General features: G+C 74.6%; 16 protein-coding genes and 6 pseudogenes. 18 read left to right on the top strand and 4 right to left on the bottom strand.

The genetic code is table 11. From position 1 onward, the window contains the following. The first annotated feature begins 127 nt into the window (after nt 1–127). Nucleotides 128–823: a response regulator transcription factor gene (locus tag V2W30_RS02135; RefSeq protein ID WP_338693136.1), complete on the top strand. Its 696-nt coding sequence runs from the start codon at nt 128–130 to the stop codon at nt 821–823. A gap of 29 nt (nt 824–852) precedes the next feature. Here V2W30_RS02135 and V2W30_RS02130 read toward each other — a convergent pair whose 3' ends face one another. The 4 genes and pseudogenes from V2W30_RS02130 to V2W30_RS02115 form a co-directional block, all read right to left on the bottom strand. Next, the gene (locus V2W30_RS02130; RefSeq protein WP_338693134.1) at nt 853–1,476 is read right to left on the bottom strand and encodes a universal stress protein; all 624 of its coding nucleotides are present in this window, start codon (nt 1,474–1,476) and stop codon (nt 853–855) included. Nucleotides 1,477–1,616: 140 nt separating this feature from the next. Continuing rightward, a pseudogene (locus V2W30_RS02125) lies at nt 1,617–1,706 on the bottom strand (universal stress protein); the annotation flags it as partial. A gap of 27 nt (nt 1,707–1,733) precedes the next feature. Beyond that, nucleotides 1,734–4,103, bottom strand: coding sequence for a phosphoketolase family protein (locus tag V2W30_RS02120; RefSeq protein ID WP_338693132.1), 2,370 nt, complete (start codon nt 4,101–4,103; stop codon nt 1,734–1,736). A gap of 70 nt (nt 4,104–4,173) precedes the next feature. Continuing rightward, nucleotides 4,174–5,037 (bottom strand): universal stress protein, encoded by an 864-nt coding sequence (locus V2W30_RS02115; protein WP_338693131.1) that lies wholly within the window; start codon nt 5,035–5,037, stop codon nt 4,174–4,176. 178 nt (nt 5,038–5,215) lie between these two features. Between V2W30_RS02115 and V2W30_RS02110 the strand changes: the two genes are divergently transcribed. From V2W30_RS02110 to V2W30_RS02030, 17 genes and pseudogenes are all read left to right on the top strand, one after another. After that, nucleotides 5,216–5,716 carry a hydrogenase maturation protease gene (locus tag V2W30_RS02110; protein ID WP_338693130.1) on the top strand — a complete coding sequence of 167 codons (501 nt, stop codon included), beginning with the start codon at nt 5,216–5,218 and terminating at the stop codon, nt 5,714–5,716. A 4-nt stretch (nt 5,717–5,720) separates the two neighbouring features. Further along, nucleotides 5,721–5,909, top strand: a pseudogene (locus V2W30_RS02105) (acylphosphatase); the annotation flags it as partial. 83 nt (nt 5,910–5,992) lie between these two features. Beyond that, nucleotides 5,993–6,807, top strand: a pseudogene (locus V2W30_RS02100) (Sua5/YciO/YrdC/YwlC family protein); the annotation flags it as partial. After that, nucleotides 6,802–8,016: a carbamoyltransferase HypF gene (locus tag V2W30_RS02095; protein WP_425244656.1), complete on the top strand. Its 1,215-nt coding sequence runs from the start codon at nt 6,802–6,804 to the stop codon at nt 8,014–8,016. The pseudogene V2W30_RS02100 and the gene V2W30_RS02095, both read left to right, overlap by 6 nt. Before the next feature lie 5 nt (nt 8,017–8,021). After that, nucleotides 8,022–8,390 (top strand): HypC/HybG/HupF family hydrogenase formation chaperone, encoded by a 369-nt coding sequence (locus V2W30_RS02090; RefSeq protein ID WP_338693126.1) that lies wholly within the window; start codon nt 8,022–8,024, stop codon nt 8,388–8,390. Next, nucleotides 8,387–11,078, top strand: a pseudogene (locus V2W30_RS02085) (GNAT family N-acetyltransferase). The gene V2W30_RS02090 and the pseudogene V2W30_RS02085 overlap by 4 nt, the downstream one beginning before the upstream one ends. A gap of 39 nt (nt 11,079–11,117) precedes the next feature. After that, entirely contained in the window at nt 11,118–11,828 is a 711-nt protein-coding gene (locus V2W30_RS02080) for a CBS domain-containing protein (protein WP_338693124.1), read from the top strand. Between the two features lie 26 nt (nt 11,829–11,854). Next, complete coding sequence (locus V2W30_RS02075) at nt 11,855–12,370, top strand: flavodoxin domain-containing protein (protein ID WP_338693123.1); 516 nt, start codon at nt 11,855–11,857, stop codon at nt 12,368–12,370. Nucleotides 12,371–13,297: 927 nt separating this feature from the next. Further along, nucleotides 13,298–14,428, top strand: a complete 1,131-nt coding sequence (locus V2W30_RS02070) for a 4Fe-4S dicluster domain-containing protein (RefSeq protein WP_338703443.1) — start codon at nt 13,298–13,300, stop codon at nt 14,426–14,428. Continuing rightward, entirely contained in the window at nt 14,425–14,889 is a 465-nt protein-coding gene (locus tag V2W30_RS02065) for a cyclic nucleotide-binding domain-containing protein (RefSeq protein ID WP_338693122.1), read from the top strand. Before V2W30_RS02070 ends, V2W30_RS02065 begins: the two co-directional genes overlap by 4 nt. After that, a complete protein-coding gene (locus V2W30_RS02060) occupies nt 14,886–15,698 on the top strand; it encodes an FAD/NAD(P)-binding protein (RefSeq protein ID WP_338693120.1) in 813 nt (270 codons plus the stop codon). Before V2W30_RS02065 ends, V2W30_RS02060 begins: the two co-directional genes overlap by 4 nt. Before the next feature lie 5 nt (nt 15,699–15,703). Continuing rightward, on the top strand, nt 15,704–16,501 hold the full coding sequence (locus V2W30_RS02055) for an oxidoreductase (RefSeq protein WP_338693118.1): 798 nt from the start codon (nt 15,704–15,706) through the stop codon (nt 16,499–16,501). Then, nucleotides 16,498–17,862 carry a Ni/Fe hydrogenase subunit alpha gene (locus V2W30_RS02050; RefSeq protein ID WP_338693116.1) on the top strand — a complete coding sequence of 455 codons (1,365 nt, stop codon included), beginning with the start codon at nt 16,498–16,500 and terminating at the stop codon, nt 17,860–17,862. The genes V2W30_RS02055 and V2W30_RS02050 overlap by 4 nt, the downstream gene beginning before the upstream one ends. Before the next feature lie 9 nt (nt 17,863–17,871). Continuing rightward, nucleotides 17,872–18,510: a CBS domain-containing protein gene (locus V2W30_RS02045; RefSeq protein WP_338693114.1), complete on the top strand. Its 639-nt coding sequence runs from the start codon at nt 17,872–17,874 to the stop codon at nt 18,508–18,510. Beyond that, nucleotides 18,507–19,627, top strand: a pseudogene (gene hypD, locus V2W30_RS02040) (hydrogenase formation protein HypD). Before V2W30_RS02045 ends, hypD begins: the two are co-directional and overlap by 4 nt. Continuing rightward, a pseudogene (hypE, locus tag V2W30_RS02035) lies at nt 19,624–20,657 on the top strand (hydrogenase expression/formation protein HypE). Before hypD ends, hypE begins: the two co-directional pseudogenes overlap by 4 nt. A 111-nt stretch (nt 20,658–20,768) precedes the next feature. Beyond that, nucleotides 20,769–22,403, top strand: a complete 1,635-nt coding sequence (locus tag V2W30_RS02030; protein WP_338693112.1) for a phosphodiester glycosidase family protein — start codon at nt 20,769–20,771, stop codon at nt 22,401–22,403. The last annotated feature ends 15 nt before the right edge of the window (nt 22,404–22,418 follow it).

Here is a 22,418-nt window from a genome sequence, read left to right as displayed (position 1 = left end):
GCCGTCAAGGGACCGAACGGCCCTGTCCTCCCGGCACCGGAACGCGAAGGATCAGGTCCGGCAGGACGGGTGCCGTCGTACGGTGGCCGGACCGAGGCAGTGACGATGCGCAGGACAGGAGCCGTCGATGACGGAGAGCGGCCGCCCCGACAGCCCGCGGACACCGATACGGGTCTTCCTCCTCGACGACCACGAGGTGGTCCGCAGGGGAGTGCACGACCTCCTGGAGGACCAGGAGGACATCAGCGTCGTCGGCGAGGCGGCGACCATCGCCCAGGCCCTCGCGCGGGTTCCCGCGCTGCGCCCGGACGTCGCCGTGCTCGACGTCCGGCTGCCCGACGGCGACGGCGTGACCGTCTGCCGGCAGCTCCGCTCGGACCTGCCGGACCTGGCCTGTCTGATGCTCACGTCCTTCGACGACGAGGAGGCGCTGCTCGACTCGATCATGGCGGGCGCCTCCGGGTACGTCCTGAAGCAGATCCAGGGCTCCGACCTGGTGAACGCCGTACGCACCGTGGCCACCGGGCAGTCGCTGCTCGACGCGACGGCCACCGCCCAGTTGATGGCCCGGCTGCGCGGCGAGCACGCGAAGGCCGCGGAGCCGGACGCGCTCGAAGGGCTCACCCCCAGGGAGCGGGAGATCCTCGGCCTGATCGGCGAGGGGCTGACCAACCGCCAGATCGGCCGGCGGCTCTACCTCGCGGAGAAGACCGTCAAGAACCACATCTCCCGCCTGCTCGCGAAGCTGGGCGTGGAGCGCCGCATCCAGGCCGCGGTGATCGCGACCCAGACACAGGAGCGGCGCCGCGTCAGCGACGAGTGAACCGCCGCGTACGTCAGGTGTCGCGTACGTCAGGTGTGCGGGACGACGACGACCGGGCAGGCCGCGTGACGGATCAGCGTGTGCGTCGTCGCACCCAGATGCGGGCCCGCCCTCAGGGGCCGGCCCACCAGCACCAGCCCGGCCGCCGTGGAGGCCTTCACCAGCTGATGTCCCGGATGCCCGTAGACGAGCCGCTCCTCGGCGTCGACCTGCGGGAACTTGTGCTGCCAGGGTTGCAGGGCCCGGCCGAGCGCCGTGAGCTTCGCCGTCTCGCGCTCGGCGGCGTCGCCCGGCAGCGGCACTCCGGGCGCGTAGCCGCGCAGCGCGGGCAGTGTCCACGCGTGCATCACACGCAGCGGCACACTCCGTGCCGCGGCCGTCTCGAAGGCGGTCTCGAACAGGGCGTCGCTCGCATGCGCGAGATCCACCCCGACGACGACGGGGCGCGCCTCGTCGCGCGCGCTGTCGCCGGCCCGCACCAGCACCACGGGTGTCGCCGCGTGCTCGCAGACGGCCGTCGCCACCGACCCCACCAGATGCCCGGCGAGACCGGTGAGCCCGCGCGAGCCCACCACCACGAGCGACGCGCCGTCCGCGGCGGCGACCAGCGCCTCCACCGGTGGACCGGCGTCGCGCAGGGCCCGTATCTCCAACGCGGGGTGCGCGTAGGTGAGACGGAGCGGGATCTCGCGCAGCGCCGCGTCCGCTCGCGCGGCCGGCGCGTCGAGCTCGGGCAGGTGCGAGGGCCGGCGCCGGGGTCGGCCCCGGCGTGCAGGACGTGCAGGGGCAGTCCGCGACGCAGCGCTTCGCGGGCCGCCCAGTCGGCGGCGTCCTGGCTCTCGGCGGAGCCGTCGACACCGACGACGAGGGGGCGGCGGGACATGGCGGGTTCCTTTCGGGTCGGCCGACGTCAGCCCGTCCACGACCAGTGGGCGACCTCCGGCAGATCGGTGCCGTGCTCACGGATCCAGGCGTGGTGGCGGGTCCGGGCGTCGGCCATGGTCTGCCGGACGGCCGCGGCGCGCACGGCGAGTCCCGGGACCCGGTCGATGACGTCCATGACGAGGCGGTAGCGGTCGAGATCGTTGCGGACGACCATGTCGAACGGCGTGGTCGTGGTGCCGGACTCCTTGTAGCCGCGCACATGCAGGTGCCGGTGGCCGGAGCGGCGGTAGGCGAGGCGGTGGATCAGCCACGGGTAGCCGTGGTAGGCGAAGATCACCGGCTTGTCCGCGGTGAACAGGGCGTCGTACTCGAAGTCCGGCATGCCGTGCGGGTGTTCCTCCTTCGGCATCAGCCGGGCCATGTCGACGACGTTGACGACGCGGACCGCGAGCTCCGGCAGGTGGGTGCGCAGCAGCCCTGCCGCGGCGAGGACCTCCTGGGTCGGCACGTCGCCCGCGCAGGCGAGCACGACGTCCGGGTCGCGGCTGCCGTCGTCCGTGCCCGCCCACTCCCACACCCCGGCGCCGCGCGCGCAGTGGGCGCGGGCCTCGTCCAGGGAGAGCCAGTCGAAGGTGGGCTGCTTGCCGGCGACGACGACATTGACGTAGTCGCGGCTGTGCAGCACGTGCTCGGCCACGGACAGCAGCGTGTTGGCGTCCGGCGGCAGGTACACCCGTACGACGTCGGGACTCTTGTTGAGGACGTGGTCCACGAACCCGGGGTCCTGGTGCGAGAAGCCGTTGTGGTCCTGGCGCCACACGTGCGAGGTGAGCAGGTAGTTGAGCGACGGCACGGGAGCCCGCCAGGCCAACTCCCGTGATGTCCTGAGCCACTTGATGTGCTGGTTGACCATCGAGTCGACGATGTGCACGAACGCCTCGTAGCAGGAGAAGAGGCCGTGCCTGCCGGTCAGCAGATAGCCCTCCAACCAGCCCTGGCAGAGGTGTTCGGACAGGATCTCCATCACCCGGCCGTCGCGCGCCAGATGTTCGTCGGTCGCCACCGTCCTTGCCTGCCACGCCTTGCCGGTGACCTCGAAGAGGGCGTCGAGCCGGTTGGAGGCCGTCTCGTCGGGTCCCACCACGCGGAAGTCGCGGCGGTCAGCGGTGTCCGCCATGACCTGCGCGAGGAGTCCGCCGAGGACGCGCGTGGGTTCGTGCAGCGTGCTGCCCGGCTTGTCGACGGGGACGGCGAAGCGCTCCAGCGGGGCCGTCGGCAGATCCCGGGTGAGCAGCCCGCCGTTGGCGTGCGGGGTGGCGCCCAGCCGCCGTGTGCCCTCGGGGACGTACTCCAGGACGGCGGGCACGGGCCGGCCCTGCGCGTCGAAGAGCTCCCGCGGGCGGTACGAGCGCAGCCACGCCTCCAACTGCCGCAGGTGGTCCGGGTTCTCGCGGACCCCGCCGAGCGGTACCTGGTGCGAGCGCCAGGTCCCCTCGACCGGCTCGTCATCGACGATGCCGGGCCCCGTCCAGCCCTTCGGGGTGCGCAGCACGATCATCGGCCAGCGGGGCCGGCCGTGCTCCGTGCCGCCGTTCGCGCGGGCCTGACTCCGCACCGCCTGGATCCGGTCGACGGCCCGGTCGAAGGCGCGCGCCATGTCCCGGTGGACCCGCATGGGGTCGGTGCCGCTCACGTGGATCGGCTCGTGGCCGTACCCGCGAAGCAGTTCGTCGAGCTCGGCCTCGGGCAGCCGGGACAGCACCGTCGGGTTGGCGATCTTGTAGCCGTTCAGATGGAGGATCGGCAGGACCGCTCCGTCGTGCACCGGGTCGAGGAACTTGTTGGAGTGCCAGGACGCGGCGAGCGGCCCGGTCTCCGCCTCACCGTCGCCGATCACGCACGCCACCAGCAACCGGGGGTTGTCCAGAGCGGCTCCGTAGGCGTGCGCCAGGGAGTAGCCGAGCTCGCCGCCCTCGTGGATCGAGCCCGGCGTCTCGGGCGCGACATGGCTCGGCACCCCGCCGGGGAACGAGAACTGCCTGAAGAGCCGCGCCATGCCCGCCGCGTCCCGCGTCACGTCCGGGTACGTCGCCGTGTAGCTGCCCTCCAGCCAGGAGTTGGCCAGCACGGCGGGACCGCCGTGTCCCGGCCCCCAGACGCACAGGGCGTCCAGGTCGCGTTCCTTGACGACACGGTTGAGGTGGGTGTGCACGAGGTTGAGACCGGGCGAGGTGCCCCAGTGGCCGAGCAGGCGTGGCTTGATGTGGTCGGCCGTGAGGGGTTCGGTGAGCAGGTGGTTGTCGAGCAGATAGATCTGGCCCACGGCCAGGTAGTTGGCGGCGCGCCAGTGCGCGTCGAGCGCCGCCAGGCCGCGCTTCGACAGGTCCTTCGCCATCGGGGCTCCTCAGAAAGGGGTCTCGGGTGTACGGGGTCGGAGCGCGGGTTTCCCGCCGGCCTCCGGTCAGTCAGTCGTGCGGGACGATCGCCACCGGGCACGCGCTGTGGTGCAGCACCGCGTGGTTGACCGGCCCGAGTTGCAGACCGACGCGGCCGTCCCTGCGCCGCGCGCCGACCACCAGCAGGTCGGACAGGGCCGAGGCCTCCAGGAGCACGTCCCGCGCGCGGCCCTCGTGGGCGTGCGCCCGCAGAGGGACCGACGCGTGCGCGGCCCGGGGAGCGCCGAGGGCGCTCTCCAGCTCGTTCTCGGCGCGCACCTGGTGGGCCTCGCTGTCGGACGTCGGATACGCGACGCCCTCGTGCGCGGGGCAGCGCCAGGTCCGTACGGCGAACACCTCCGCGCCGCGCAGCTCGGCCTCGCGCAGCGCGAACTCCAGGGCCGCCGTCGCCTGTCGGGCCTCGCCGACGCCCACCGTGATCTGCCCGAACCCGGCGCTGAGGTTCGCGTCGCCGCCGCGGACCACCACGACGGGCGTCTCGGCGTACGCGGCGACCGGCAGACTCACCGATCCCAGGAGCAGGCCGGAGAGCACACCGCGCCCCCGGCTGCCCACGACCACCGCCGACGCGTCCTTGGCGGCCTCGATCAGCGCGGCCGACGGGTCCTCGGGCACCACCTGGGTGTCGAGCTTCACCTCGCTGGACCGTCGGGCGGCCCGCTCGGCGGCCTGGGCCACGATGTGCTCGGCGTACTGCCGCACCGAACGGCGGTGCACGTCGAAGGACGGCTGGTGCCCCTCGTACCACTCCCAGCGCGAGGCGTGCACGACGCGCAGCGCGACGGACCGCCGCACCGCCTCGTCGACCGCCCAGTCCAGGGCCTGAAGGCTCGGCTCAGAACCGTCGACCCCCACGATCAGCGGACGTTCCACCGTCCCCACCTCCGTACCCAAGGGCCGCCCCGCCGTCGGGGCTCCGCGATGCGATGCACGCTGCCACCCGTGTGACACCCCGATAAGGGACGAACCGGCCTCACCCCTTGGGCCCTTCGGCCCAGTGCCTGCCCCCGGCCCGTCCGGCGACGGTGAGAGGGACCGAGGGGAGTCCGCCATGACCGGACACACACGTATCGCGGTGATCGGCGTGGGCAACGCGTTCCGGCGCGACGACGGAGTCGGCCACGCCGTCGTCGCCGCGCTCGAAGCGCGGGCCAGGCAGCGGCCGTTGCCGCCCGGCACCGTCCTCACCGCCTGCGACGGCGACCCCGCACGGCTCATCGGGCTGTGGGCCGAGGCGCAGCTCGCGGTCGTCGTGGACGCCGCGCACGCGCACCCCGCGCACCCGGGCCGCGTCCACCGCATCGAACTCGACGCCGAACACCTGGAACGGCCACCCACGACCAGCTCGCACGGGCTCGGCCTCGGCGAGGCCGTCGAACTCGCCCGCGTCCTCGGCCGGTTGCCGCGGCGCCTCGTCGTCTACGCGGTGGAGTGCGCCGAGACCACGCTGGGGGAGGAGCTGTCCGCGACCGTCGCCGCCGTCGTGGAACCGCTCGCGGCCGACGTCGAGGCGGAGATCGTCCGGCACCGCGACGCCGCGGCGCGGGGGTGACCAGGTGCCCCGTGCCGTCCGCGACTTCGAGGTCACCGGCATCGTCCAGGGCGTCGGCTTCCGCCCGTTCGTGCATCGCACCGCGACCGCACTCGGCCTGGACGGCTGGGTCGCCAACGTGGACGGCCACGTCGCCGGGACCGTCGCGGGCCCGCCGCACGCCGTCGAGGAGTTCGCCCGTCTCCTGACGGCGGCGGCCCCGCCGCTCGCCCGGGTCCGCGGCGTGCGCACGACCCGCAGCGCGGGGCGCGGCCGGCGCGCGGCAGCGGATTCGAGGTGCGCGCCGGCGGTCCGCCCCGGGCGGCCGGAGGCGCGCGCGAGATCCCGCCGGACGCCGCGCTCTGCGCCGCGTGCCTGCGCGAACTCCTCGACCCGCGCGACCGGCGCCACCGCTACCCGTTCATCAACTGCACCGACTGCGGCCCCCGCGCCACCATCATCGAGGACCTGCCCTACGACCGGATCCGCACCACCATGCGCCGGTTCCCGATGTGCGCCGACTGCGCCGCCGAGTACGCCGATCCGCGCGACCGGCGCTTCCACGCCGAGCCGATCGCCTGCCCCGCCTGCGGCCCCCGCCTCGCCTGGGACGACCTGGCCGGCGAGGACGCGCTCGCCGCGGCCGTCAAGACCGTCGACGCGGGCGGTGTCGTCGCCGTCAAGGGACTCGGCGGCTACCAGGTGGTGTGCGACGCGACCGATCCCGCCGCCGTGGACCGGCTGCGGCGGCGCAAGCACCGCCCCGCGAAACCCCTCGCGGTCATGGTCCGCGACCTGGCCGAGGCGCGCCGCCTCGCCCGTACCGGGGCGGGCGCCGCCGCGCTGCTCGCCTCCCCGGCCCGGCCGATCGTCCTGCTGACGGCCGCGCCCGGGGAGCGGATCACCCCGGCGTGCACCCCGGAACGGACCGGATCGGCCTGTTCCTGCCGACCACGGGACTGCACGAGCTGCTGCTCCGCGAGCTGGCCCGGCCGCTCGTCGTCACCAGCGGAAACCGTGCCGGAGAGCCCCTCGCCCTCGACGCGGCGACGGCCCGCCGCACGCTCGGCGCGGTCGCGGACGGCTTCCTCGACCACGACCGCCCGGTGCACGCCCGCTACGACGACTCGGTGACCCAGGTGAGCGGCCGCACCACACTCACCGTCCGCCGCGCCCGCGGACTCGCCCCCGCACCGCTGCCCTGCCCGGCGCCGGACGCGGTGCTCGGCGCGGGCGCCCAGTCGAAGCACACCTTCACCCTCGCCGCCGACGGCCGCGCCCATCTCGCCCCGCACGGCGGCGACCTGGCCGACCCGGCGACGTACGACGCCTTCACCACCTCCTACGCCCACCTGCGCGCGCTCACCGGCATCGAGCCGCGCGCCGTCGCCCACGACCTGCACCCCGACTACCTTTCGACCCGGTGGGCCGGGGAGCGGCACCTGCCGCTCGTACCCGTCCAGCACCACCACGCGCACCTCGCCGCGTGCGCCGCCGAGCACGGTCTGACGGGCCCGTTCACGGGAGTCGCCTACGACGGCCTCGGCCTCGGTGACGACGGCACGCTGTGGGGCGGCGAGATCCTGGTCGCCGACCTGACCACGTACCGCCGCGTCGCCCGGTTCGCCACCGCGCCGCTGCCCGGCGGCGAAGCGGCCGTCCGCCACCCGTGGCGCACCGCGCTCGGCCACCTCCACGGCGCCGAGTTCTCCCACCCGGTCCCGGAGACACGGGAGTTGTTCGGCGGCCGCGTCGACCCGCGGCGGATCACCGCCGTCCGCACCCTGGTCGAGCGCCGCCTGAACAGCCCGCGCGCCTCCAGCGCGGGACGCCTCTTCGACGCGGTGGCGAGCCTCGTCGGACTCGTCGACAGCGTCAGTTACGAGGGCCAGGCCGCCGTCGCCCTCGAAGCGGCGGCCGGCCGGACCCGCGCCGTCCCCCTCGACCACCGCGTCGTGCGCGTCGACGGACTGTGGGTGTACGACACCGCGCCCACCCTCGCCGACCTCCTGAGGCGGCGCGCCGACGGCGCGGGCCCGGCCCACCTCGCGGCCGCCTTCCACGAGACGCTCGCCCGCGCCACCGCCGAACTCGTGGGCCGCGCCGTCGAGTCGGGCGCCCCGCGCACCGTCTGCCTCGGCGGGGGCTGCTTCGTCAACCGGCGCCTCCTCGGCGACGTACGACGACAGCTGCGCGCCCAGGGCCTGCGCGTGCTGGTCGGCACCGCCGTCCCCGTCGGCGACGGCGGCATCAGCTACGGGCAGGCGGCCGTCGCCGCGGCCCGCCTCGCGGCCGCCCGTGTCGCCGGGACGAAGGAGTGAGGACCATGTGCCTGGGCATCCCCGGAAGGATCACCGAGATCCACGTCCACCACGAACTCCCCATGGCCACCGTCGACTTCGGCGGACTGCGCCGCGAGGTCTGCCTCGCCTACACCCCCGGAGCCGCCGTCGGCACGTACGTGATCGTGCACGTCGGCTTCGCCATCACCACCGTCGACGAGGCCGAGGCGCGACGCACCCTCGACGTGCTGCGCGCCATGGCCGACGCCGTCGAGAGCGAACTCGGCGCGCCCCTGCCGGCGGTGGGGCCGACCGGCCCCACCGCCGTGCCCGGGCAGCCCATGGGGGCCGGGGCGCGCACGCCCGAGGCTGGTCGCGACAGCGCACGGCCGGACGAAGGGCGGACGCCATGACGGACACGCACGGGACCACGGAACCGGTCCACGCACTCCTCACCGACGGCACGACCGCACGGATCCGTCCACCGCGGGCCGCGGACCACGACCTGGTGCAGGGCATGTACGAGGAGATGTCCGACCAGAACCTGCGACTGCGCTTCTTCGGCGTGAGCCGCAGCTCCGCCCGCAGGGCCGCCGACCGGATGTGCGGCCCGGCCCGGGACGGGCACCGCGGACTGCTCGCCGAGGCCAACGGACAACTGCTCGGGGTCGCCGAGTACGAGCGGGCCCCCGGCACGCGGCTCGCCGAGATCGCCCTCGCGGTCGGCGACGACTGGCACCACCGCGGCGTCGGCACCCTCCTCCTCGAACACCTGGTGTCGGCGGCGCGCGCCGAAGGCATCACCGCGTTCACCGCGGACGCGCTCGCCGAGAACCACGAGGTACTCAAGGTCTTCGCCGACCTCGGACTGCGCACCGCCCGCCGCTTCGACGGCCCCGAGGTGCACTGCACCGTCCAACTGGCCGAGGACGACACCTACTTGAGCGCCGTCGAGGAGCGCGGCCGGGCCGCCGACGTCGCCAGCCTTGTACCGCTGCTGCGCCCCGCGAGCGTCGCCGTGGTCGGGGCGGGCCGTACCCCCGGCTCCGTCGGCCGGGCCGTCCTGCGCAACCTGTGCACCGCCGGCTTCACCGGCCGCCTGTACGCCGTCCATCCCGAGGCCCACGCCGTGCTCGGCGTGCACGCCCGGCCGTCCGTGTCCGCGCTGCCGCAGGTCCCCGACCTCGTCGTCGTCGCCGTCCCCGCCTCCCAGGTCGTGCACGTGGCCGAGGACTGCGGCAAGGCGGGTGTGCGCGCCCTGGTCGTCGTCACCGCCGGGCTCGACACCGACCAGGCCACCGGGCTCCTGGAGACCTGCCGCACCCACGGCATGCGCCTGGTCGGCCCCAACTGCCTCGGTCTCGCGCACACCGACGCCGGGGTGCGCCTCGACGCCACTTTCGCCGCCGCGCACCCGCGCCCGGGAACGGCCGGGGTCGCCGTGCAGTCCGGCGGCGTCGGCATCGCGCTGCTCGGCGGCCTGGCCCGGCTCGGCATCGGCGCCTCCACCTTCGTGTCGCTGGGCGACAAGTACGACGTCAGCGGCAACGACCTGCTCCAGTGGTGGGAGAGCGACGGCCGCACCGACCTCGCGCTGCTGCACCTCGAATCGTTCGGCAACCCGCGCGCGTTCTCCCGCACCGCACGCCGCGTCACCCGCCGCATGCCCGTCCTGACCGTCGACGCGGGCCGCACCGAGGCGGGCCGCCGCGCGGCCGCGTCGCACACGGCGGCCGCCGCCACCCGCACCATGACCCGCCAGGCCCTGTTCGCCCAGGCCGGGATCACCGCCACGCGCACCGTCCCCGAACTCCTGGACGCCGCCGCCCTGATGCACGCCCAGCCGCTGCCCACCGGCAGCCGCGTCGCCGTCCTCACCAACGCCGGGGGCGCCGGGGTCCTCGCCGCCGACGCCCTCGCCGAGGCCGGACTGAGCGTGCCCCCGCTGCCCCCGCCCTCGTCGACGCGCTCCTCGCCGTCCTGCCGCCCGGGGCCCGCGCCACGAACCCCGTCGACGCCGGCGCCGCCGTCACCGAGACGCGCTGCGCGCCGCCCTCGAAGCGCTGACCGCCACGGCGTCCGTCGACGCGGTCCTCGTCGCGCTGGTGCCGACCGCGGTCTCCGCGGCGACCGGGGACGACCTCGTCCGCTCCGTCACCCACGCCGCCGGACGCGACCGCGCCCGCCCGGTCGCCGCGGTCCTCCTCGACCAGGCCGAGCCCGTACGCCTGCTCGCCGCCGACGAGGGCCACATTCCCGCGTACGCCGACCCGCAGGCCGCCGCCCGCGCCCTCGCCCACGCCGCCGGGCGCGCCCGCTGGCTGGCCCGGCCCGCGGGCACCGTCCCCGACCTCGACGGCATCGACACGGGCCGTGCCACCGCCCTCGTCGACGAGTGGCTCACGACCCACGAGAACGGCGGCTTCCTCGACCCGCGCACCTGCGCCGCCCTGCTCGACTGCTACGGCATCCCGCAACTGCCCTGGGCCTGGGCCGAGACCGAGGACGACGCCGTCCTCGCCGCCGAACGACTCAAGGGCCCCGACGGCCTCGTCGTCCTCAAGGCCCACTGGCCCGGCCTGCTCCACAAGTCGCAGGAGGGCGCCGTCCACCTCGACCTGCGTGGCGACAGCCAAGTACGCGCCGCCTACCGGGACTTCGAGTCCCGCTTCGGCGACCTGCTCACCGGCGTCGTCGTCCAGCCACTGGCCGCCCGGGGCATCGAGCTGTTCGCCGGCGTCGCCCAGGACCCCGTGTTCGGACCGCTGGTCCTGTTCGGGCTCGGCGGCACCGCCACCGAGGTCCTCGCCGACCACGCGGCCCGCCTCGCTCCGCTCACCGACCACGACGTCCACGACCTGATCACCGCCCCGCGCTGCGCTCCGCTGCTGTTCGGGCACGGCGGCGGGGGACCGGTCGACCTGGAGGGCCTCGAACAACTCCTGCTGCGCGTCTCCCGCATGGCGAGCGACCTGCCGCAACTGGCCGAGGCCGACCTCAACCCCGTCCTGGCCCGGCCCGGCGCCGTCACCGCTCTGGACGTGCGCGTCCGGCTCGCACCGGCGCGCGCCCGCGATCCCCACCTGAGGCGACTGCGCTGAGCCGCGGACCGCCCGGACCACCCGAAGGAGGCAGGAACGATGAAACACAGCAAGGTCGGCTCCGTCATGGTCGGCGACGTCGTGCGCGTGCGGTACGCCACCCCGTTCAAGGACGTCGTCCGCCTCCTCGACCAGCACCGCATCAGCGGACTGCCCGTCGTGGACGAGGAGGAGCACGTCATCGGCGTGATCTCCGAGACGGACCTGCTGACCCGCCAGGCCGCGGGTCAGGAGCACCGCTGGTCGCGCTTCACGGCCCGCGCGCGCACGGTCCGCCGCAAGGCCGAGGCCCGTACGGCCGGGCAGTTGATGTCCGAGCCGCCCGTCACCGCCCACGCCGACGACACGATCGCCGAGGCCGCCCGCGTGATGGCCCGGCACAAGGTGGAGCGGCTGCCCGTGGTCGACGAGGCCGACCGGCTCGTCGGCATCGTCACCCGCCGCGACCTGCTCCAGGTGTTCCTGCGCCCCGACGAGGAGATCCGCCGTGAAGTGATCGACGAAGTGTTCGTCCGCGCCCTGTGGCTGGGCCCGCGGACCGTCTCCGTCCAGGTCCACGAAGGTGTCGCCACCCTCTCCGGCCAGCTGGAGCGGCGCAGCGAGAAGGAGATCGCGGCCCGCATGGCCGGACACATCGACGGCGTCGTCGCCGTCGTCGACAAACTGACCTATCGCCTCGACGACGCGCAGCTCCAGCCCGACGAGCAGGCACTGCACGGCATCCAGGACGACTGGCTGCGCAAGCACTGACATCCGCCACCGAGGAGGCCGACGCCATGGACGAGCACAGCAGCACCCCGCCCCGGGTCCTCGTCGCGTACGGGACCAAGCGGGGCGCCACCGCCGACATCGCCGAGCAGATCGCCGACGTCCTGAACAAGACGGGCTGCGCCGCCGAGACGCGCCCCGCCGGTGAGGTCCGCGACCTCACGGAGTACGACGCGGTCGTGCTCGGCGGCGCGCTCTACGGGAACCGCTGGCACCGCGACGCCCGCCGTCTGGCCCGCCGCAGCGGCAAGGCCCTGGCCCGCACGCCGGTCTGGCTGTTCAGCAGCGGCCCCCTGGACGACTCGGCGACGCGCGGCGACATCCCCCCGGTCTCCGCGGTACAGCGCGTCGCGGACCGGATCGACGCGCGCGGACACATCACGTTCGGCGGCCGCCTCACCGACGACACCCACGGCCGCATGGCCCGGATGATCGTCAGGTCCGGCCACGGCGGCGACTTCCGCGACACCGGACAGATCGCGACCTGGGCGGAAGGGATCGGACGTGAACTGAACCAAGCCTGAAACCGGGCCCGTAAAGGACCGAACGGCCCTCCCGCGCCGCCCCGCGCGTACGCGAGTCTGAGCGCGGGCCGGTCGACCGGACGCCGGCGCTCCGTGGAGGTGAACGGCCGTGCGACAAGCGGTGATGGTGGCGGCGGACGGAACGGCGAGCGGGCGGGCCGCGGCGCAATGGGCCGCCGTGGAGGCGGCCCGCAGCGGCCTGCGGCTGCACCTGACACAGGAACGGCACGCCGACGCCCTGCTGGACGAGGCCCGGCACGCACGCCTCCTGGTCCTGGGCGCGCACGACACCCCCTCGTACGCGCCGCCACCGAACACGCCGCGTGCCCCACCGCGCTCGTACCGGCGGGGACCGCGGACGGCCACGACCCCGGTCTGCCGCGCGAGATCGCCCTGGCGCTCGACGCCCGGCAGCCCGTCGAGGCCGCCCTCGACTTCGCCTTCGACCGCGCGCACAGGCTCGGCGTCCGGCTGCGCGCGGTGCACGCCTGGCGGCTGCCCGACATCGCCGAGCACGCCTGGCCGTTCGCGGTGCCCGAGGCGGACCGCGCCACCTGGGAGGACCACGAGGTCCAGCTCCTGTCCGACGCGCTGCGCCCCTGGCGGGAGAAGTACCCGCAGGTGGACGTCGTCGCGGACGTCGTCAGGCTGACCCCGAGGACGCCCTGGCCGGTGCCGCGCGGCGGGCCGAACTCGTGGTCGTCGGGCGCACGGGACCGCAGGACGCCGCGAGCGTACGGGCCCTGCTCGGCCGCCCCGCGAGGGCCGTGGTCGCGATGGTGCCCGAGTCGCCGTAGCGCCGCACGGGACCCGTCGGCCGCCACCCCGTGTCCTGTGGACCGGCCGCTGGGGCCACTCGGCCCATGCCGCCGCGGGCCGCGACGCAGAACGCTGTTCCTGACGGACCGGGCGACGAAGGAGAGTGCGATGGACCCCTCCACGACGGCGACGGCACTGCTCGACCGCACCGGACTCGGCGCCCTGGTCGACGCGTTGCGCGCCGACGGCCGCACAGTCGTCGGACCCACGGTCAAGGACGACGCGATCGTCCTCGCCCCGCTCACCGACGCCGACGAACTGCCGTGGGGCTGGGGCACCGAACTGGACGCGGGACGCTACCGGTTGGTGCGCCGCGCGGACGGCGCCGGCTTCGCGCACTCCGCGGGCCCGCAGTCGTGGAAGACGTTCCTGCATCCGCAGCGCGAGCAGCTGTGGCAGACCGACCGCGCGCCCGACGGCACCCTGACGGTCACCGAGCACCGGTCCCCGCGGCCCGCGTACGCGTTCCTCGGCGTACGCCCCTGCGACCTGCGGGCCATCGCGATCCAGGACCGGGTCCTGGCCGGCGGGCACTTCGGCGACGACGGCTACGCACGGCGCCGGCGGGGAGCGTTCCTCGTCGCCGTGGACTGCACCGAACCCGGTGGGACCTGCTTCTGCGTGTCCATGGGCGGCGGGCCCGCCGCCGACCCCGGCTATGACCTCGCCCTGACCGAGACGACCGACGAGCGGGGTCACCGCTTCCTCGTCCGGGCGGGCAGCGCCGACGGGGAGCGCGTGCTCGGCCCGCTCCCGCGCGTCGCGGCCGATCCGGACACCGAGGAGCGCGCGCACGCCGCCGTCGACGCCGCCCGCGACCGCATGGGCCGCGCGATGCCGCCCGTCGACCTGCGCACCCTGCTCGGCACGAACCCGGACGCCGCACGCTGGGACGACGTGGCCGCCCGCTGCCTGTCCTGCGGCAACTGCACCATGGTCTGCCCCACCTGCTTCTGCACCACCACCGAGGAGGTCACCGACCTCACCGGCGACCACGCCGAGCGGTGGCAGCGCTGGGACTCCTGCTTCGACCTCGACTTCAGCCAGCTGCACGGCGGCCCGGTCCGCGCCTCCACCCGCAGCCGCTACCGCCAGTGGCTCACCCACAAACTCTCCACCTGGTACGACCAGTTCGGCTCGTCGGGATGTGTCGGCTGCGGGCGCTGCGTCACCTGGTGCCCGGTCGGCATCGACCTCACCGAAGAGGTCGCCGCGCTCGCGAAGGAGGCCCGGAAATGATCGCCACGACCACCCCCCGGATGATGCAGGCCCTGCCCGCCGAGCACCGTGACCGGCTGATGCGCATGGCCCGGCAGGTCAACTTCCCGCAGGACGCCCGGCTCTTCGAGGAAGGCGGCAGGGCCGACCGGTTCTGGATCATCAGGACCGGCACCGTCGCCCTCGACCTGCACGTCCCCGGCCGCCGCCCGGCCGTCATCGAGACCCTCGGCTTCGGTGAACTCGTCGGCTGGTCCTGGCTGTTCGCGCCCCACGTGTGGCAGCTCGGCGCCGAAGCCGTCTCGCCGGTGCGCGCCTACGAGTTCGACGCGAAGGCCGTCCGCGCCCTGTGCGCGTCCGACCCCGAACTGGGCCGCGAGGTCAGCCAGTGGGTCGGCAAGGTCCTCGCCCACCGGCTGCTCGCCGCCCGCACCCGCCTCCTCGACCTGTACGCCCCGCACGGCAGCGGACTGCCCCGATGAGCCCGCCACCCGTCCCGTACACCGTGGTGGCCCGCGCGCAGGAGACCGCGGACAGCGCCACGCTGCGCCTCGCCCCGGCCCGGCGCGGCCACGGCCTCGGCCCGTTCACGCCCGGCCGGTTCGCGATGGTGTACGCGTTCGGGGTGGGGGAGATCCCGCTGTCGGTCAGCGCGATCGAGCCGGGCGGGGTCCTCTCCCACACCGTGCGTTCCGTCGGCGCCGTGTCCGACGCCCTCTACCGGGCGCGCGTCGGCGACACCGTCGGCGTGCGCGGGCCCTTCGGCACGGGCTGGGAACTGGAGCGGGCGTACGGCCGTGACCTGCTCGTCGTCGCGGGCGGCATCGGCCTCGCGCCGCTGCGCCCGCTCGTACGCGCCGCCGTCTCCGCACCGGACGACTTCGGCCGGCTCAACGTCCTCATCGGCGCCCGGACCCCCGAGGACCTCCTCTACCCCGGCGAGGCGGAGAAGTGGCGCACGGCGTGCACCGGCGTGACCGTCGACCACCCGGGCAGCACTTGGCGTGGCGAGACGGGCCTGGTCACCCGCCTCCTGGACGCCGCGCAGTACGACCCGGCGCGGACCACCGCGTTCGTCTGCGGACCCGAGCCGATGATCCGCGCCACCGCCCGCGACCTCGCCCACCGGGGCGTCCCCGCCGAGCACATCCGGGTCTCCCTGGAGCGGAACATGCGCTGCGCGACCGCGACCTGCGGGCACTGCCAGCTCGGCCCGGTGCTGCTGTGCCGCGACGGCCCCGTCATCGGCTTCGAACGGGCCGAACGCCTCATGTCCATCAGGGAGTTGTGACCGCCATGGACCGTACGGAGCGCAGGGATCACGCGGAGCGGGCGGCGCCCACGCTGGCCGTGTTCAAGCTCGCCTCCTGCGACGGCTGCCAGCTCACCCTCCTGGACTGCGAGGACGAACTCCTCGCCCTGACGGGCACGGTGCGCGTCGCCCACTTCCTGGAGGCGTCGAGCGCGGTCCGGCCCGGCCCCTACGACCTCGCCCTGGTCGAGGGATCGATCACCACGCCCGCCGACGCCGAACGCATCCGCGCCATCCGCGCCTCCGCACGCCACCTCGTGACCATCGGCGCCTGCGCCACCGCCGGCGGCATCCAGGCGCTGCGCGACTTCGCCGACGTCGACGAGTTCCGGCGCACCGTCTACGCGCGCCCCGACTACATCGAGACCCTCGCCACCTCCACCCCGGTCTCCGCCCATGTCGACGTCGACTTCGAACTGCGCGGCTGCCCCATCGACCGGCGCCAACTCCTCGAAGTCCTCACGGCGTTCCTCGCCGGACGCAAGCCCGACGTCCCGAACCACAGCGTCTGCTTCGCGTGCAAGCGGCGCGGCACGGTCTGTGTGACCGTCGCCCGCGGAACACCCTGCCTCGGCCCCGTCACCCATGCCGGATGCGGCGCGATCTGTCCCGCGTACGGGCGCGGCTGCTACGGCTGCTTCGGCCCCGCGGGCACGGTGAACCTGTCGGCGCTGATCCCGGTGCTGCACCGCGACGGGCTGGACGACCGGGACACGGAGCGGCTGCTGCGCACCTTCAACGCCGCCGCGTTCGCCCCGTACGACAAGGAGGTCCGGCCGTGACGCACCGCGGATCCCGCGTCCTGCACGTCGGTTCGCTCTCCCGCGTGGAGGGCGAGGGCGCCCTCCACCTCAGCGTGTCCGGCACCGCCGTCACCTCGGCACGGCTCCAGATCTACGAACCCCCACGGTTCTTCGAGGCGTTCCTGCGCGGCCGCGCGCACACCGAACCCCCCGACATCACGGCCCGCGTCTGCGGGATCTGCCCCGTCGCCTACCAGCTCAGCGCCTGCGCCGCGATCGAGGACGCCTGCGACGTCGAAGTCCCCGACCCGATCAGGGAGTTGCGCAGACTGCTCTACTGCGGCGAATGGATCGAGAGCCAGACCCTGCACATCTACCTGCTGCACGCCCCCGACTTCCTCGGCCGCGACGGCGCCATCGACCTGGCCCGCACCCACCGCGCCGACGTCGAGCGCGGCCTGCGCCTCAAGCAGGCCGGCAACGCGATCCTGGAACTGCTCGGCGGACGCGCCATCCACCCCGTCAACGTCCGCGTCGGCGGCTTCCACCGCGCCCCGACCCGCGCCGAACTCCAGCCCCTCGCCGAGCAGTTGCGCCGCGCCATGGACGACGCGCTGGCCACCGTCCACTGGGCCGCGGGCTTCGAGTTCCCCGACGCCCACTGCCCGTACGACCTGCTGGCCCTGTCGGAACCGGGACGGTACGCCATCGACACCGGCACCCCCACCGTGCTGACCGAACAGTCCGACGCAGTACGGCAGTTCGCGCTCACCGACTTCACCGACGAGGTCGTCGAGGAGCAGGTCCCGCACTCCACCGCCCTGCACGCCACCCTGCGCGGCCGCCGCCATCTCACCGGCTCCCTCGCCCGGTTCGCGATCAACCGCCGCTCCCTGTCACCGATCGCGCTCCAGGCCGCGACGGAAGCGGGCCTGTCGGGGGAGTGCCGCAACCCCTTCCGCAGCATCCTCGTCCGCGCCGTCGAGGTCGTGTACGCCGTCGACGAGGCGCTGCGCGTCATCGCCGCCTACGAGCCGCCCGCGCGGCCCTTCGTGGAGGTCCCGCCGCGCGCCGGAGTCGGCCACGGGGCGACCGAGGCGCCCCGCGGACTCCTCTACCACCGGTACGCGCTCGCCGCCGACGGCACGGTCACCGACGCCCGTCTCGTCCCGCCCACCGCACAGAACCAGGGCGCCATCGAGGAGGACCTGCGCCGCATCGCCGAGACCGCGCTCGCGGGACGGGCCACCGCCGGAGTCGGCGGAGCCGCCGACACCGGCACGGTCGACGACGCCGCGCTGACGCTGCTGTGCGAACGGGCCATCCGCAACCACGACCCGTGCATCTCCTGCTCCACCCACTTCCTCGACCTCACCGTCGACCGTGCTCCGCTCCCGTAGGAGGCTGCCGTGAAATCCGGTCCGCACATCGTCAGCGACGTCATGACCCACACCGTGGTGGCCGTCGGTCGTGACGCCCTGTTCAAAGAGGTCGTCGCGCTCATGGAGCAGTGGAACGTCAGCGCCGTCCCCGTTCTCGAGGGCGAGGCCCGCGTCGTCGGTGTCGTCTCCGAGGCCGATCTGCTGCCCAAGGAGGAGTTCCGCGACGCCGACCCGACCCGCCGCGACCAACTGCGCCGCCTGTCCGACCTGGCCAAGGCCGGAGCGGTCAGCGCGGGCGAGCTGATGAGCAGCCCCGCCGTGTGCGTGCACGCCGACGCCACCCTCGCCGAGGCCGCCCGCATCATGGCCCAGCGCACGGTCAAGCGGCTTCCCGTCGTCAACTCCGAGGGCATCCTCCAGGGCGTGGTCAGCCGCTCCGACCTGCTGAAGGTGTTCCTGCGCCCCGACTCCGACATCGAGGAGGAGGTACGCGACACCGTCGCCGCCTACCTGTTCCCCGACCAGCCCGTCACCGTCTCGGTGCACGAGGGCGTCGTCACTTTCGGCGGGAAGCTGGGCAACCGCAACCTGGTGCCCGTCGCCGCCCGCCTCGCCCGGGCCGTCGAGGGCGTGGTCGACATCCGCATGGACTTCACCACGCCATGAAGTACCTCGACGAGTACCGCGACCCGGTCCTGGCCCGTCGCCTCCTCGCCGATCTGACCGCCAGGGCCACCCGGCCCTGGCGGATCATGGAGGTCTGCGGCGGCCAGACCCACACCCTCGTCCGCCAGGGCATCGACGAACTCCTGCCCGCCGGCATCCGCATGATCCACGGCCCCGGCTGCCCGGTCTGCGTCACCCCGCTGGAGACCCTGGACCGGGCGATGGCGATCGCCGCCCGCCCCGGCACCGTCCTCACCAGCTTCGGCGACATGCTGCGCGTCCCCGGCTCCACGACGGACCTGCTCACCCTGCGCGCCCGCGGCGCCGACGTCCGCGTCGTCTACACCCCCATGGACGCGGTGCGCCTCGCCGCCGAACTCCCCGACAGGGAGGTCGTGTTCCTCGCCGTCGGCTTCGAGACGACCGCGCCCGCCAACGCCATGGCCGTGCTGCACGCCGCACGCCTGGGCCTGACGAACTTCTCCGTCCTGGTCAGCCATGTCCTCGTGCCGCCCGCGATGACCACTCTCCTGGAGGACCCGGACTGCGAGGTCCAGGCCTTCCTCGCGGCCGGTCACGTCTGCGCCGTCATGGGCTGGCGGGCCTACGAGCCGATCGCCGCCCGCCACCGTGTCCCCATCGTGGTCACGGGGTTCGAGCCGCTCGACCTCCTCGAAGGCATCCTCATGGCGGTCGAGCAACTGGAGCGGGGCCGCCACGCGGTGGAGAACCAGTACGTACGTGCCGTGCGCCGCGACGGCAACACCGACGCCCAGGACGCCCTGACCGAGGTGTTCCGCGTCACGGACCGGGCCTGGCGCGGCATCGGCGTCATCCCGGCGAGCGGCTTCGAACTCGCCCCCGCCTACCGCGAGTTCGACGCCGCGCACCGCTTCGACGTGGGCGACCTGTGCCCGGCCGAGGACCCGGCGTGCGTCGCGGGAGCCGTCCTGACCGGCGCCGCGCTGCCCACCGACTGCGCCGCGTACGGCACCCGCTGCACCCCCGCACGCCGCTCGGCGCGCCGATGGTCTCCAGTGAGGGCACGTGCGCCGCCTTCCACCTCGCGGGCCGCGCCCGCGCCGCCGACACCCCGCCCGTGAGGAGTGCGCCGTGAACGTGAACTGCCCCCTGCCGCACCCGGAACACGACACGCTCCTGCTCGGCCACGGCGCGGGCGGCCGGCTGACCGCCGAGCTCCTCGAGGACATCGTGCTGCCCGCCCTCGGCGCCCCGCCGGACGGGGTGCTCGAAGACGCGGCGCTGCTGCCCGGCGACGGCCGACTCGTCCTCACCACCGACGCGTTCGTGGTCAGCCCGCTGTTCTTCCCCGGCGGCGACATCGGCTCCCTCGCCGTGCACGGCACCGTCAACGACCTCGCCATGCGCGGCGCCCTGCCGCTCGCCCTCGCGCTGGCCGTCATCGCGGAGGAGGGCCTGCCGCTGGCCGACCTGCGCGCGGTGCTCCAGTCCGCGGGCAAGGCCGCCCGGGACGCCGACGCGCCCGTCCTCACCGGCGACACCAAGGTCGTCGGCCGGGGCGCCGCCGACCGGCTCTTCCTCACCACCACCGGCGTCGGCCGCCGCATCCCGGGCCTCACCCCGTCCGCGGCCCGCGCCCGGCCGGGCGACGCGATCCTCCTGTCAGGCCCCTCGGCCTGCACGGCACCACGGTCCTGTCCACCCGCGAAGGCCTCGGCTTCGCAGCGGACATCGCCTCCGACACCCGGCCCCTGCACCGGCTCGTGGCGCGGCTCGCCCCGCTCGGCCCGGCCGTCCACACCCTGCGCGACCCCACCCGGGGCGGACTCGCCGCCGCCCTCAACGAGATCGCCCGCGACGCCCGGATCGGCGTGGAGATCGACGAGACGACCCTGCCCGTACCGTCCGTCGTCGCCGCGGCCTGCGACCTCCTCGGCCTCGACCCGCTCACCGTCGCCAACGAAGGCTGCATGGTCGCCTTCGTGGACCCGGGCCACGCCGACGCGGCACTCGACGCGCTGCGCGCCCTGCCCGAGGGAGCCCAGGCGACCCGCATCGGAGCAGCGGTCGCCGAAGCGCCCGGCCGCGTCACCCTGCGCACCTCGGTGGGCGCGCGCCGGATCGTCGACCTGCCGCTCGGCGAACAACTCCCCAGGATCTGCTGAACACCGCCGGACCCGTCCCGGTACACCGGCGTAATGACGTGCGCATGCCTTGACTGGTGGTCGTGGTGTCGCGCACCGTTACTGAGGTCCGTGTCGCTGCCTGGGGGGTACGTGAACAGCAGACTGCTCGGCTCGGGGACGGCACTGACCGCCCTCGCCCTGATGTGCGCCCTGCCCGCTCCCGCCCCGGCGTCCGCCGCACCGCCCGCGGCGACCGCCCGCGCGCTGCCGCTGGGCGCCGCGGGACTCACCGAGACCCGGACCACCCGCACGCTCCAGCCGGGCGTCACCCTCACCCGCATCGTGCGCGGCGCCGACGCCCCGGCCATGGCGTGGACCGTCGAGATGTCCATCCCGGGCGGCACCGGCTCACCGGACCCCGACGCCCCGCCGACCGCCCTCAAGGACCGGGCCAGCGCCGACGAACTCGTCGCCGCGCTGCGCCGGGACGGCTTCGACGCCCGCGCCGAGGACGTCGTGACCCCGGCCCTCGCCGACTACACCGGCGGCTCCCTCGGTTGGCGGGTGCGCGTCGGCCGGTTCACCACGCAGACCGCCGCGACCACGGAGCGCACCCGGCTGCGGACCGCCGGGTACACCGGGTCGGCGCTCTACACCGGCTGGGACGGCGACCCCGGCGACCGCGGCCCCTGGCGGATCGACGTACTCACCATCGACCCGCACCGGTTCCGCGGCGCGCTCGACGCCTCGTACGGACCCGACCTGGAGGACCGCGAGACGACCGGCGAGCTGGCGCGCGCGGCCGGTGCCACGGCGGGCGTCAACGCGGGGTTCTTCGTCCTCGATCCGCGCGCCGGCGCCCCGGGCGACCCGGCGGGCGTCGGCGTCTACGACGGACGCCTGCTGAGCGAGCCGGTCAATGGCCGCCCGAGCCTCGTCCTCAGTGAGACGGGAACGAACAGCCGCGTCACCCGGCTGTCCTGGAAGGGACGGGCCGTCGGGCCGGACGGATCGCTGCCGCTCGACGGCGTCGACCGGGTCCCCGGTCTGATCAGGAACTGCGGTGGCACCGCCGACGACGTCCCCACCGCCCGCCCGCTGCACGACGCGACCTGCACCGACCCCGACGAACTGGTCGCGTTCACCGAGGACTTCGGCCCCAGCACACCGGCGGGCGACGGCGTGGAGGCCGTGCTCGACGCCCACCACCGGGTCGTCGCCCTGCGCTCGCCGCGCGGCGGCCCGCTCCCGGACGGCGGCGGCTCCGTCCAGGCGACCGGAACGCGCGCCGCGGCGCTCACCGCCCTCGCCCGGGTCGGCCGCCCGCTGCGCGTCCAGGGCATCCTGCGCGACGGAGCGGGCCGACCGGTCGTCGCGTCGCCCCGCACCAGCATCGTCAACGGCGGCCCCGAACTCGTCCGCGACGGACGGCCGCACGTGACCGTGGCCGCCGACGGTATGGTCAAGCCGGGCGACCCGAGCTTCTTCTACGGCTGGGTCCACAAGCGCAATCCGCGCACGCTCGCCGGCGTGGACGCCGCGGGCCGGACCGTCCTCGTCACCGCCGACGGACGCGGCACCGGCTCGCTCGGTCTGAGCATTCCCGAGAGCGCCGACGTCGCCCGCGCGCTCGGCCTGCGCGACGCGATCAACCTCGACGGCGGCGGCTCCACCACGATGGTCGTCGACGGGGCCGTCATCAACCAGCCGTCCGACGCGACCGGCGAACGCCCCGTCGGGGACGCCCTGCTGATCCTCCCCGCCCGATCGCCCGCCGCGCACTGAGAGCCCGAGTCCGAA

Source organism: Streptomyces sp. Q6 (genome assembly GCF_036967205.1).
GTDB lineage: Bacteria > Actinomycetota > Actinomycetes > Streptomycetales > Streptomycetaceae > Streptomyces > Streptomyces citrinus.
Note: the sequence above shows the minus strand (reverse complement) of the source record. Positions and strands in the feature narration are given on the sequence as shown.